Source organism: Streptococcaceae bacterium ESL0687, from assembly GCA_029392475.1.
GTDB lineage: Bacteria > Bacillota > Bacilli > Lactobacillales > Streptococcaceae > Floricoccus.
Genome location: CP113940.1, coordinates 229,625 through 243,335 on the forward strand (window position 1 = coordinate 229,625; position 13,711 = coordinate 243,335).

The window sequence follows — 13,711 nt, forward strand, 5'->3', positions numbered from 1 at the left end:
ATAATGAAGAAAAATAAAAATCTAATTCTTTTAAAGGAATTAGTTTCAACAGATTTTAAATTAAGATATCAGGGATCTGTTTTAGGGTACCTTTGGTCAGTTGTTAAACCATTGATGCTCTTTACAATCATGTACTTTGTCTTTGTACGATTTTTAAGATTTGGTGGCGATATGCCCCACTTCTCAGTTGCCTTACTTTTAGGTATGGTTTTGTGGAACTTTTTTGCTGAATCAACCATGCTAGGTATGACATCCATCGTTTCCTATGGTGGTCTTTTGAGGAAGGTAAATATCCCTAAAACAATTATTGTAACTAGTTCTACCATGAACTCAGTTATAAATCTTTTAATCAATTTGATTGTTGTTTTAATTTTTGCCTTAATAAACGGGGTATCTTTAACTTGGAGGATTGCTTTTCTGCCCTTCCTTCTAATAGAACTTTTCGTTTTAGCTTATGGTCTAGCGCTTTTGATGTCAGCCATATATGTACGCTTTCGTGATCTTGGACAAATTTGGGAAGTGGTTCTTCAGGGTGCCATGTATGCAACCCCGATTATCTATCCAATTACTATGATTACAGACCGTGGTTATGCTACAATTGCTAAATTAATGATGATGAATCCGATGGCGCAAATCATTCAAGATGCTCGCTACCTTACTATTTCACCAGAAAATTTAACTGTGTGGCAGCTGGTGGATAATAGATTTATTGCGCTTATTCCTTATCTAATACCTTTTATAATTTTTATTTTAGGTCGTTGGTACTTTAACAAGCAATCAGATTACTTTGCGGAGGTTGTATAATGGCAAAAGAAAAAGAAGTAGCATTAAGAGTTACGGATGTTCATAAATCTTTTAGACTTCCTGTTGATATGTCAAATAGCCTTAAGGTTACTGTTTTAAACATGCTTAAGGGTGTTAAAGGATACGTTCAATATGATGTTTTAAAGGGAATTTCTTTTGAAGTTGAAAAGGGAGATTTCTTTGGTATTGTTGGGCGTAATGGATCAGGTAAATCAACCCTTTTAAAAATTATTTCTCAAATTTATAAACCAGAAAAAGGGAATGTTGAAGTTTTTGGAAAGCTTGTACCTTTTATCGAACTTGGTGTTGGTTTTAACCCTGAGCTTACTGGTCGCGAAAATGTCTACATGAATGGGGCTATGCTTGGTTTTTCAAATGATGAAATTGACGACATGTATGATGATATCGTTGAATTTGCTGAGCTTTCAGAATTTATGGAACAAAAATTAAAGAACTATTCAAGTGGGATGCAGGTTCGTCTAGCTTTCTCAGTTGCTATTAAGGCCCAAGGGGATATTCTAGTTCTTGATGAGGTTCTTGCCGTAGGAGATGAAGCCTTCCAGAGGAAATGTAATGACTACTTTGAAGAGCGTAAAAAATCAGGACTTACAACTATTCTTGTAACCCACTCGATGGAGGCTGTTCGTAAGTATTGTAACAAGGCCCTTCTAATAGATGACGGTCTAGTAAAAACTGATGGGGATCCTAATGATACTGCCAATCAATATGTCCTTGATAATTTTTATGATGTAATGCAAGATGATCAAGCCCCAGAGAATAAGTATGTGGAAGATCTTCAGGTAAAACTTCTTAATAATAGCATCATTGGGCCTGATGAATATGTTGAATTTGAACTTGAATATACTGTAACAGAAGATATCAAAACTTATCCAGCCTTTTCATTTGTTGATATTGACCGAAATTTTGATTTGTATAATGATAATATGATGCTTGATATGACTAGTGGAAAAGGTAAATTTAAGTTTAATTATAAATGTAAACTTAATGCCATCAACAATGCCAAAGTCCGTGTTGCCATTTCAATTAAAAGTGACAAGGATGATTACTTGGCCTTCCCAGAAAATAACGATGAGCTTGTTTTTGTTGTTAGAACAGATAAGTTTAAAGATGAGAGTGAAAAAGACTCAGCCTTCGGCCTTCTAAAAAGAAATGGAAGCTGGACTCATGAGTAAAATCCTAGTTTTATCTCCTTTTGGAGGGTTCGGTAATGGGGCGGATATTTCTATGAATCATCAGATGACCTATCTGAGAAGTCTTGGTTATGAAATTGTTAATGTTTATAATCAAGGGAGTGATAGCTATAGGGAGTTTTTGGAAAAAGAAGGTATCAAAGGGATCAATCTCAATTATACTTGGTGGGATGAGACAGAGCTTGCTGATGAGTTAAAAGCTAACAATGTTTTGATTTATCAGGAGTTAGTTTCACTTATTAGGAGTGAGGAAGTTGATTTATTAATAACTAACACGTCGAATATGCCTTGGGGAGCTATTGCTGCAAGTATTACTAATATTCCTCATATTTGGCTCCTCCATGAATTTGCTGAAGGAGATTTTGATTGGGTCAAAGATAAGTATCCTTTTATTGATGCTTTTTCAAATAAAATCCTTTGTTCGAGTGATTCACTGGCTCGGGCGGTACAAAAAGAAGTTAAACAAAAAGTAGATTTTTTCAATCCCTATACAAATGCTCCGTTGATTGCGGGACATAATGAGGAAATCCGGCTTGTTTCTGTTAATTATCTAAGTCATGGAAAAAATCAAATGGAGCTTCTTTACGCCCTTAAACAATTAGTTTCAAAAGGGTATGGAATGCCGGTTCTTTTTTCTGGTCGAATTGAGGATGGGCGCTATTATCAGGAAATACTTTCCTATATAAAAGATAATGGCCTGGAAGATTATGTTACCTTTACTTACGCAGAAAATGGTAACTGGCAGCCAATATCAAAAAATGATATTTTTGTTTCGCCAAGTAAGTCTGAAACCTTCGGGCTTACTTATGTTGAAGCCATGAAAGTTGGTATTCCAGTAATTACTGCCCTAAATGGGGGAGCAGAAACTCTTGAAGAAGCTGGTTATTTAAGTCAGGAGAATATTTATACAACAGGTGATATAGAAGAGCTTGTATCTAAAGTAATCTACATGGTGGAAAATCACGGTGATATTAAAAAGAAAGCTGAATCCATTCAAGTAAAGGTTTTAGAGGAACAAAGTCTTGAGAAGATAACAGAGCCCCTTGCCGAGGCCATTAAATCTTTGAAGGGTTTGAATAATCCAGCAACTGAAATAATGGCCCCCTGGGGTGAGAATTTGGTATATAATCTCGGTGGTTTGAAGAACCTTTTGGAAGGAAGATTAAGTTACATTAGAGATCTTGAAAGTGAGGTTATAAACCTACACGGAAAATACAATATTATTGAAACCAAGTTACAGGAAGATACAATTGTTTTAAAAAGCCAAGATAAGAAAATTGATGATTTAAAGGTTCAACTGGAGGATTCTAACAAGCAAATAGCACTTAAAGATCAAGAATATTCATATCTAGATGAGCGTTATCAGTATTTAATAAATTCATGGTGGTACCGGGGGATGAAGTTAGCCTACCGACCAATTAAGAAGTCTAGGAGTGCACTTCCGAAAATGAAAAATTTTGTTAAAAGAGGAATAAAAAAAGCCCTCAAAGCCAATCCAAAATTATACGGATATGTTAAGCAAAAAAATATGGCGCGTGCCCTGCGTAAGGAACAAAAACGTCAAGCTATTGCAAATAAACCATCCAAGGAGCTTTTAGCCCTTCAAAAATCTAGAAAAGAGCAAAGAGAATCATATTCTTATGATACTAATAATGCCAAACGTTCTTTAATTTTTGTTGTTTATGAAGGCCAAGAGCGTTTGCAATCTTATAAACTTTACTTCCTAGATCACCTTGCTAAATTTGTAGAAGACATTTATATAGTGGTAAATGGCCACCTAGATCCTGAAGATTTAGGTATTCTTTCAAACTATGGTCAAATTATGGAAAGAGAAAATGCAGGTTATGACGCGACAGCCTTTAAATACGCTGTTGACCATTTAGGCAAGGAAGTTCTTTCAAACTATGATCAGTTACTTTTAGTCAACGATACAAGTCTTGGACCTGTAAATGATTTTGAAGATATGTTCAAGTATTTCTCTGACAAAAAGGTTGATATGTGGGGGATAACTGAGGGGGAAACCCAGATAGATCCTCAGGGTTTAAACAAATATGGCTACATTCCTCATCATATTCAGACCTATTTTGTAGTTATTGAAAAACCTTTACTTGAATCTGAAGAGTTTTACCAATATTTTACCGACATGCCTAAAATTACAAATCGTGATGAGGCAATAATGCATCACGAAACTGTCTTTACCAAGAACTTTACAGATTTAGGTTATTCCTATGACGTTTATGTAAAGGAAAATAGAGATTCAGCCGTTTACCACCATCCATATCTTCTTGTTTCGAAATTTAATAATCCAATTATTAAATTTACGGCTCTTGAATATGATAATGATTTGATTTACCAACTTAATAAACTTCATACTAAAACAGAAGTACCTGAACTTCTTAAGTGGGTTGAAGAAGAGACTGACTATCCTCTTGATATTCTTGAAGAGGCTATTCAAGTTGTTAAGAATAAGGAAGAAAGTATCTTAATTATCGATGGTGTTCATGATTTAATCCCTCAGCTTACAAGATACCGAGTGGAGAATAAAAAAGAACAGCTGGTCAATCTTGGATTTAATGTTAGGATAAGAAGCTCTGAAGTAGTAACAACAGCAGATCTTTACAAAACCAACTTTGTCATCATCTATAGGGCTTGGTACAATGAAAACCTACAAGAGATTGTTGATTGGTGTAGAAAGCTTAAGATACCAGTATTCTTTGATGTAGACGATCTTGTAATTGATACAAGCTATACTGACCAGCTATCTTATACACAAGGACTTTCAGTGTCAGAAAAAGCTAATTATGATAGTGGTGTTATGAGTTATCGTCGGATGATGCTTTCAACGGATGGGGTTATCGCAAGCACAAATGATCTGGCACGTGAACTTAAAAATTATAAGAAACAGGTCCTTTTAAACCGCAATCTGGCCAACGAGGAACTTGTAAAAATATCTAAAAAGGCTTTGATTCAAAAAGAATTTGAAAAAATATCTGACAAGGTTAAAATAGGCTATTTCTCTGGATCAATTACACATAATGAAAATTTTGAATTGATAAAAGCTTCCCTTGAAAAAATTATGGAAGAAAGACCACTTACTGAGCTCCACCTTGTTGGTCATTTAGATTTACCCGAAGATATGAGTCATTTGAAAGATCAAATTATAACCCATGATTACGTAGATTGGAAGGAACTTCCACAATTAATTGCACAGGTTGATATTAATCTAGCTCCTTTAGTTGATAGTATCTTCAACCGGGCTAAGTCTGAAATCAAGTGGATTGAAGCTTCTTTGGTGAAAGTACCAACAATTGCTAGTAATATTGGAGCTTTTGCTGACTCTATCCATAACAGAGTTGACGGTATCTTGGTGGAAAATACAGAAGAAGCTTGGTATGAAGCACTTGAACAATTAGTTAATTCACCAAAAATGAGAACAGATTTGGCAGAAGAGGCTTACAAGCGAGTTAGAGAAGATTTTACAACAACTAATCAAGAAGATGACTTATCTACATATATTAGAGGGCAAATAAATCATGACTAAGAAGAAAATTTTGTTTGTTTCACCGACGGGAATGCTTGATAATGGAGCTGAACTTTCCATAGCAAACCTAATGTTTCTTTTGAAGAACAGGGGACATGAGCTTATAAATGTAGCCCCTCAAAGTCCTTATGAAGGTTATGATCAAGCTTTTAATAGCAAGGGCATAACCGTTGAAAGACTCAAAGTATCTAAATTTTGGTGGGCTGATGCCCCAGGTGGGATGCCTGCATCTGAAGAAGTAATGGCTCAGGCTCATGAGAGAAATATTGAAGAAATTTCTCAAATTATTAAGAAAAAAGAAGTTGATTTAGTTATTACAAACACAGCTAATGTTTTTGTGGGTGCAGTAGCAGCAAAGCGCATGGGAATTCCTCATATGCAACTGATTCATGAATTTCCTGATGGAGAATTTGCCTATTATGATGATCGTTTGAAATTTTTCTCTGATGAAAGTAGTGAAATTTTCGCTGTCCAGGGAAAACTTGCTGAAACCCTGCAAAAGCGTTTTGATGAGGAAGGTCTTCCACATACAATTGGTACCTTTGTTCCTTTTGTTGATTATAAGGAAAAAACACTTTCTAAAGATAAGGCAGAAGGTACAAATTTCATCTATATTTCACGTCTGACTGATCGAAAAAATCAACTTGAAATTTTAAGGGCCTTAGTGCAAGTCACTAAGATAATTTCTTCTGTTAAGGTTAAATTTATCGGAGGCTATGACGAGATCTACAAGGAAAAAATGCTTAACTTTATTGAGCTCTTTGATCTTGAGAAAAATGTTGAATTCATTGGTAATCAGCCCAATCCTTGGGCTTTGGTTACTGATAAAGATATTGCTGTTTTTCCGTCAGCTGATGAAACCTTTGGATTGGCTTACGGAGAGGCAATTCTTAACGGGGTTCCAACAATTTTTACCGATAATAGAGGCTTTCAATCAGCCTATCCAATTTTTCAAGGGGGACAAATGTACCGCTTAGGCGATATTGATAGACTTTCTGACTTGATGGTTGAAATGTATAATGATTTTGATGATGTGAAGGAAGAAGCTCTTACAAAAATAGATTTAGCTAAGAGTAACTATAATTTAGATACTTGTTATCGAAATATCATTGAAAAAATTGAAGGATAATAGAGGTTATTCTTCTTGAGGTAATGATTAAATTAGGTTAATTTAAAAAGTTTAAAAGGAAATATACACTTGGAAAAGATAAGAAAAAATTTTTTAATACTGGTATTAACCATGGGAACACTTGCTGTTTTTCTAATGCCAGCAGGTTTGCCTCCTGATGAGGGTCACCATTTTTACGTAATTAATAAAATCCTTAACAAAAATTGGGTTTGGATAGAGAATGGCTCACCTAGGAAGGAAGGGGCTTGGCCATCAACAGATGAGGTACGTAGACAGGTAGGCGATCATACCTACTACCAGATGTATTTCAAGGAAAGGGTACCAGCCAGTGAGGTGAAGTATAATTTCAACTTTCACTTGAAGGATATTGTATATCTCCCGCAAATTATTGGAATCTGTCTAGCGCGCGTCATTTGTCCTACCTACGGAATGATGTTCATTCTCGGAAGATTATTTAATCTTTTGGCTTATGCTATCGGTATTTATTTCTGTCTGAAATATGCTACCTACGGAAAGAGAGTTATGTTTTATGTAGCTCTCTTCCCCGTAATGATTCAACAGGCAGGCTCACTTAGTTATGATGTTTTCACCATCCTTGCTATTTTCAATTTCTTTACACTTTTGACAAGATTATCAATACAAAGAAAATCTATAACAAAAAAAGAAATTGGTTGGTTAATTTGTTCGGCCCTCTTGCTCTATGTAACAAAGAAAAACAATATTCTCCTATTAGCGCTCCTGCCCTTCCTACCTACGCAGCTTTTAAGGAGTAAGAAACTTGGGGAATTTATTAATAAGATTTTCGATTTTGTGAATAGAAGGAAGCTTAGTTGCTGCTTAGGAGCCTTTATTGGGGGGCTTGCTGTCTTTTATTTCTACCTTCGTACAAAAGGTGGCCTAGCCTTATTTGTTCAAGTAATGTATAATTCACTTTTCAGGGCTGATATAAACCCTACTTTAAATGGAATTTTGGACAATGGAATTATCGGGTATTTTTCTGACTTTGCTTACCAGCTACCTAGTTGGATGATTGTTTTTGACTTCATGCTTCTAGCCCTTCTTCTTTTCACTGAACGTTCAGAAGATACTCTTGTAGAAAAAAGATTTGGGATTGCATCAGGTTTTGTATATCCACTACAAATGGTAGCCATTGTTGCGGGAATGTACTTTGAATGGACTAGTGTCGTTGCTCCAGGATCCCTATATTCTCAAGGAGCTCAGGGACGTTACTTCACACCTTTCATCATCTTTTTTGTTCCGTTTGCTATGTATCTTTCAAAACATATTAAAGTTAAAGTTAAGGATGGATTTTTAAATCAGGTTGTCCTTTACAGTGCAGCTATAAATTTATTTACTTTCATTCTTCTAATTATTCAGTATGAGTGGATGCCAAATAGAGGAATTGATTTTCTAACTCACCTCTTGTAATCAGTTAAAAAATATCTCTTCATATCTAATATTGGAGGAGGTATTTTATTTCTAGGATTTCTAGATTTTACTAGTATCCCGAAATAAGGTAACCAATAAGAAAAGAAATTATATTTTAGAAAATATTTAGAAAGTGAACCTATGACTAAACATACTTTTGTAATTTGTGCCTACAAGGAATCACCTTATCTGGAACAGTGCATCATAAGCCTAGTAAACCAAGAATCTGTTAAGGCTAATAATTCAAAGGTCATCCTTTATACTTCAACTCCAAATTCTTATACCGACAAGTTATGCGATAAATATGAAATTGAGCGCTATGCTGGAGTTAAAAAAGGGATTGGTGCCAACTGGAATGAAGCTTTAAGTTTTGTGGATACTAAATATGCTACTATTGCCCATCAGGATGATATTTATCTGCCTGATTATGGAACTCGTGTTCTTGAAGCCTTTAATAAAAATCAAAATTTAAAGATTGTTTTTACTGACTATGCAGAGATTGATGCAAAAGGTCAGGTACGCGAGCGTAATATAAATCTTAAAATTAAGACCATGGGTCTTAGAACCATGTCTCTTTTTAACAATAAAACTTATCAAAGAAGGATTTATGCCTTTGGTAATTTTATTAGCTGCCCTGCTGTATCATATAATTTGGAAGTCTTAAATGATTTTAAGTTTGATGAAGACCTTAAAATGACTCTTGACTGGGATGCCTGGGAAAGAATTATGAAGCTACCAGGTGATATTAAGTATTTACCAGCTAGAGCTATGTACCATAGAATTCATGAGGATTCTGAAACTTCTGCTGCTACAGCTGACAAATCGAGGGAGCAGGAAGAGTATCTGATCTATAGACGCTACTGGCCTGAATTTATTAGCAAGCTTCTCATGAAAGCTTACGTTAAAAATCAAAAGACCAATAATTAAAAAACTAGGACTTATCCTAGTTTTTTTGTTTGTTTTTTATAGAAAATAAAGCATAGGCTACTTATCATAAGAACTAAAAGGGAAATGGAAGTAAAGTAGCTGATCCCTGCCCCTAAAAGTTGATAGTTTTTAACCAAATAGTTTGTATAAATAGTTGCAAGTACCACAATGATCAGATAGACATAGATTAATGTATATTGCCTTTTAAATACCGTTAAGAGGAAGGTGGTAAAGTAGACAAAGGTATTAAGACCGCCTGCTAGGAGTAAAATCATGAAGGTTGTTTTGTAGGGTGCAAGGTTTATACCATAGACAATTGATAAAACAGGTATTCCAAGGAAGTATCCGCAGATAAATACAAAAAAGGATAAAGCTATTATAATTAAAGAAATTTTAAAAATTATTTTAATGAATTCATTAATTTCTCTTTCGATCCAATTTCTTGAGATAGTTGTATAGATTGGGGTCAAGATAACAGAAGTTAAGACTGCTATGATTGCTGCTGGCATAGAAATAATATTGTAGGCAGCTTGGAAGTCGTCTGGTAGGTATAACTCAATGGAGTTTTTGGGTGCGATTGTGATGTAAAGAGTTAAAAAGGAACTTAGGAAAACAGGAAAGGTTTGCTTAAATAACAGTAGAAAGTCTTTGGTTTTTGGCTTAAACTTTCGATCATAGCCTATTAATTTAACGAATTGATAGTCTACCAGAAAAATCCAAGAGTATGATACAAGGGTTGCTGAAAGGATTGCAAGTTCTAGATTTTTAGTAGCTATTAGTACTAATGCAAAACTACATATATAAGCTATTACTCTGAAGAAGTAGGATTTGCCTGAAATATCTAATCTTTCATGTTGTTGAAAGAATCCTGCAAAGACATCCGCCCATACCTCAGCTGAAATAAAGATTGTTAGTAGGACTGCAATTATTAGTTTTAATGAACTTAAGGATAGTAGAAAACCATAAATTAAGACACCAATAAACATGAATGAAATTGTTATAAATTTGGAATCGAAGTAGGTTCTGGCCTTAAATTCTCCTATGACATCGACACTTTGATAATTCCTAGATGCAAAAAAACCAATAGAGAGCATCTGTTGGCACATGGCCCAGCCAATTGAAAAAATTCCAGCCATATCATTATTAAGACTTCTGGTTACAAAGAGCATAAGAAATATTGATGAAAATGCATAAGTTGTATTTCCTAAACCAAACCAGAGGGTATTTTTTTTAAGACTTGTTTCTTTTGCAAGTATTTGTAAATATTTGTTAGTCATTTTTTCTCCTTAATTACCTTTTAATTATACTATATTTGTACCAATCATTTACATGTTTAAATTTATATGGTAAAAAAAAAAGCTCCGTGGTATACTAAACCCAAGGAGGTAGGTCGAATAGATGAAAAAAGTTTCACAAAAAGTAATCTTCATAGCTTTCTTGCAAATATTTTTAATTTTTTTAGGAGTTAAGAGTGCTTATGCAAGTGCTGTGAACGATTATATAAAAAGTAATAATCTTAGTCCAGTAGGTGAATCTGTAAATTTACAGATAAGCATGCAGGACTCTAATGCCAATGGTGGTATTGGGATGGATTATCCTGGTGGAAAACCTTATCTTGTGATTATTCATGAAGTGGCAACTGAAGGATCAACCATAGATAATGAGATAGCGTTTATGGTAAGGAATCAAGAAAATGCCTTCGTCCATTCCTTTGTTGATGCAAATTCAATTAAAACTATTGCTGATACAAGCAAAAAAGCTTGGGGAGCGGGTCCTTTTGGTAATCATTATGGAATCCAAATAGAACAAACTCGTGAGCGTTCAAAATTAGGTTTTGCCAAACAAATCGCAAATCTTGCTAGCTGGACAGCTGATCAATTGATTAAATATAATCTTGGTGCTCCGAAACTTGTAAGTGAATCGAGTAAGGATCTCGATGGTAATCTAGCCAGTCATAAGAATATTTCTTACAAATGGGGTGGAACAGACCATGTTGACCCCGATTGGTATTGGGATAACAGAGGTCGTACCTATTTTGGTGAAACCTATGATATGGGCCAATTTAGGGAGCTTGTTGACTATTATTATCAACAGAGAGCCAATCCACCAAAGGTTATTAGTACTTCAGTTGAAGGAAATCCTTCAATAGGTAAGTTTTCTGTTCGTGTTAAAACTAATAATGTTCCAAATATGGAAGTTAAGGTTCCAATTTGGTCAAACGCTAATGGTCAAAGGGATTTATATTGGTATCCAGCTCGTAAAGTAGCAGATGGTGAGTATGTAGCTGACTTTGATGGTAGCCACCATGATTATTATGTCGGTGATTATTCAATTCATGCATATGCATATGCAAATAATAAGACATCAGCTATTGCAGTTAGCAATAAATTGGCTGTAGCCTTTGGTGCATCGCCGCAGATTACCAGTGCATCAGTTGAGGGAGATCCTTTAACTGGTAAATTCTCTGTTCGAGTTAAAACTAACAATATTGATGGTTTGACTGTTAAGGTTCCAATTTGGTCAAACGCTAATGGTCAAAGGGATTTATATTGGTATCCAGCTCGTAAAGTAGCAGATGGTGAGTATGTAGCTGACTTTGATGGTAGCCACCATGATTATTATGTTGGTGATTATTCAATTCATGCATATGCATATGCAAATAATAAGACATCAGCTATTGCAGTTAGCAATAAATTGGCTGTAGCCTTTGGTGCATCGCCGCAGATTACCAGTGCATCAGTTGAGGGAGATCCTTTAACTGGTAAATTCTCTGTTCGAGTTAAAACTAACAATATTGATGGTTTGACTGTTAAGGTTCCAATTTGGTCAAACGCTAATGGTCAAAGGGATTTATATTGGTATCCAGCTCGTAAAGTAGCAGATGGTGAGTATGTAGCTGACTTTGATGGTAGCCATCATGATTATTATGTCGGTGATTATTCAATTCATGCATATGCATATGCAAATAATAAGACATCAGCTATTGCAGTTAGCAATAAATTGGCTATAGCCTTTGGTGCATCGCCGCAGATTACCAGTGCATCAGTTGAGGGAGATCCTTTAACTGGTAAATTCTCTGTTCGAGTTAAAACTAACAATATTGATGGTTTGACTGTTAAGGTTCCAATTTGGTCAAACGCTAATGGTCAAAGGGATTTATATTGGTATCCAGCTCGTAAAGTAGCAGATGGTGAGTATGTAGCTGACTTTGATGGTAGCCATCATGATTATTATGTTGGTGATTATTCAATTCATGCATATGCATATGCAAATAATAAGACATCAGCTATTGCAGTTAGCAATAAATTGGCTGTAGCCTTTGGTGCATCGCCGCAGATTACCAGTGCATCAGTTGAGGGAGATCCTTTAACTGGTAAATTCTCTGTTCGAGTTAAAACTAACAATATTGATGGTTTGACTGTTAAGGTTCCAATTTGGTCAAACGCTAATGGTCAAAGGGATTTATATTGGTATCCAGCTCGTAAAGTAGCAGATGGTGAGTATGTAGCTGACTTTGATGGTAGCCATCATGATTATTATGTTGGTGATTATTCAATTCATGCATATGCATATGCAAATAATAAGACATCAGCTATTGCAGTTAGCAATAAATTGGCTGTAGCCTTTGGTACATCAACCGAAGGAGGCTCAGCTAAAACTCCGGAATTTACCTTGCCTAACTTAAGCGCAGACCAGAAGGTTTGGTTTGATAAAACTTATCCGGCAGCCATGAAATTAGCTAAGGAAAAGAACCTATATGCTTCTATTATGATGAGCCAGGCTATTGCTGAATCAGCTTGGGGACAAAGTGAACTTGCTAAAAATGCCAATAACTTATTTGGTGTCAAAGCAGATAGTTCTTGGACAGGTGAGTACTACGAAAAAGATACTCTTGAATATGTTGATGGTAAACAGGTTACTGTTAAGGCTAAGTTTAGAAAATATTCTAGTATGGCAGAAAGTTTAGAAGACTATACTAAGAAGATTATTGGGTCACCAGACCGTTATAAAAATGTCTTAAGGTCTAATGCTCCAACTTATGCTGATGCTGCACATGCCCTTCAAGAAGGTGGTTATGCAACTGATCCAAACTATGCAACTAGTCTTATAAATAGAATCAATAATTATAAATTAAATGCTTTAGATTAGGGGGAAAGCTTCGTGAAAAAGAAAGCACCATTAATTTTAACTTTAGTTTTAGTATCTCTTATGGCTGTCTTTTTCTACATGAAAAATGATAAGCCTAAGACTACAACAACCAGTAAGGAATCATCTTCCAAGCAGGTAGAGGCATCGTCAGATTCTCTTTCTACTAGTGAAACATCTGCTAAGGAAACAGCTGCCAGCTCTTCATCAGCTATAGGTGGTCAAGGTGGTGCTGGTCAAGTAAGTAGTACAGAGAGTAGCACAGATTCGACTCAGACTTCAGAAGATGTAGAAGCGCATTTTTCTGAGGAAGAAGCGGAAGCTAATAAAATTAAGGAGTCTGCCAGTAAGATTATATCAATTTCAGATGCTCGTTCTGAAATGAGAAAGGCTGGAATCAATGATAGCGACTTTAGTAATTTGGATATAAGTAAGTATATAAATGAAGCCCATGACAAGGGAGAGGATTTTATTAGCTACTTAAAAGATCAAGGATTTTAAGAAAAAAAGGAGGTGAAAATTCAC

The 13,711-nt window shown here is 35.3% G+C and carries 9 protein-coding genes; 8 read left to right on the forward strand and 1 reads right to left on the reverse strand.

All coding sequences use genetic code 11. From position 1 onward, the window contains the following. Nucleotides 1–3: 3 nt before the first annotated feature. The 6 genes from OZX60_01275 to OZX60_01300 all read left to right on the forward strand — a co-directional run bounded on the left by OZX60_01275 (nucleotide 4) and on the right by OZX60_01300 (nucleotide 9,040). On the forward strand, nucleotides 4–804 hold the full coding sequence (locus OZX60_01275) for an ABC transporter permease (protein WEV45409.1): 801 nt from the start codon (nucleotides 4–6) through the stop codon (nucleotides 802–804). After that, nucleotides 804–1,997 carry an ABC transporter ATP-binding protein gene (locus OZX60_01280; GenBank protein WEV45410.1) on the forward strand — a complete coding sequence of 398 codons (1,194 nt, stop codon included), beginning with the start codon at nucleotides 804–806 and terminating at the stop codon, nucleotides 1,995–1,997. The genes OZX60_01275 and OZX60_01280 overlap by 1 nt, the downstream gene beginning before the upstream one ends. Then, nucleotides 1,990–5,556, forward strand: coding sequence for a glycosyltransferase (locus tag OZX60_01285; protein WEV45411.1), 3,567 nt, complete (start codon nucleotides 1,990–1,992; stop codon nucleotides 5,554–5,556). Before OZX60_01280 ends, OZX60_01285 begins: the two co-directional genes overlap by 8 nt. Further along, nucleotides 5,549–6,685, forward strand: coding sequence for a glycosyltransferase family 4 protein (locus tag OZX60_01290; protein ID WEV45412.1), 1,137 nt, complete (start codon nucleotides 5,549–5,551; stop codon nucleotides 6,683–6,685). The genes OZX60_01285 and OZX60_01290 overlap by 8 nt, the downstream gene beginning before the upstream one ends. Before the next feature lie 69 nt (nucleotides 6,686–6,754). Next, entirely contained in the window at nucleotides 6,755–8,113 is a 1,359-nt protein-coding gene (locus OZX60_01295; GenBank protein WEV45413.1) for a DUF2142 domain-containing protein, read from the forward strand. 141 nt (nucleotides 8,114–8,254) lie between these two features. Next, nucleotides 8,255–9,040: a glycosyltransferase gene (locus OZX60_01300; GenBank protein WEV45414.1), complete on the forward strand. Its 786-nt coding sequence runs from the start codon at nucleotides 8,255–8,257 to the stop codon at nucleotides 9,038–9,040. 11 nt (nucleotides 9,041–9,051) lie between these two features. Here the strand turns inward: OZX60_01300 and OZX60_01305 are convergent, their stop codons facing one another. Beyond that, on the reverse strand, nucleotides 9,052–10,317 hold the full coding sequence (locus OZX60_01305) for a hypothetical protein (protein ID WEV45415.1): 1,266 nt from the start codon (nucleotides 10,315–10,317) through the stop codon (nucleotides 9,052–9,054). Between the two features lie 121 nt (nucleotides 10,318–10,438). On the opposite strand from OZX60_01305, the gene OZX60_01310 reads away from it, so the two are divergent. Together OZX60_01310 and OZX60_01315 are read left to right on the forward strand one after the other, a co-directional pair. Beyond that, a complete protein-coding gene (locus OZX60_01310; protein WEV45416.1) occupies nucleotides 10,439–13,189 on the forward strand; it encodes a GBS Bsp-like repeat-containing protein in 2,751 nt (916 codons plus the stop codon). Between the two features lie 12 nt (nucleotides 13,190–13,201). Beyond that, nucleotides 13,202–13,687 (forward strand): hypothetical protein, encoded by a 486-nt coding sequence (locus tag OZX60_01315; GenBank protein WEV45417.1) that lies wholly within the window; start codon nucleotides 13,202–13,204, stop codon nucleotides 13,685–13,687. Nucleotides 13,688–13,711: the final 24 nt, after the last annotated feature.

Coding starts and splice junctions, on each gene's coding strand:
- OZX60_01275 (WEV45409.1), top strand. CDS start 4: ATGAAGAAAAATAAAAATCTAATTCTTTTAAAGGAATTAGTTTCAACA.
- OZX60_01300 (WEV45414.1), top strand. CDS start 8,255: ATGACTAAACATACTTTTGTAATTTGTGCCTACAAGGAATCACCTTAT.
- OZX60_01305 (WEV45415.1), bottom strand. CDS start 10,317: ATGACTAACAAATATTTACAAATACTTGCAAAAGAAACAAGTCTTAAA.
- OZX60_01290 (WEV45412.1), top strand. CDS start 5,549: ATGACTAAGAAGAAAATTTTGTTTGTTTCACCGACGGGAATGCTTGAT.
- OZX60_01280 (WEV45410.1), top strand. CDS start 804: ATGGCAAAAGAAAAAGAAGTAGCATTAAGAGTTACGGATGTTCATAAA.
- OZX60_01310 (WEV45416.1), top strand. CDS start 10,439: ATGAAAAAAGTTTCACAAAAAGTAATCTTCATAGCTTTCTTGCAAATA.
- OZX60_01285 (WEV45411.1), top strand. CDS start 1,990: ATGAGTAAAATCCTAGTTTTATCTCCTTTTGGAGGGTTCGGTAATGGG.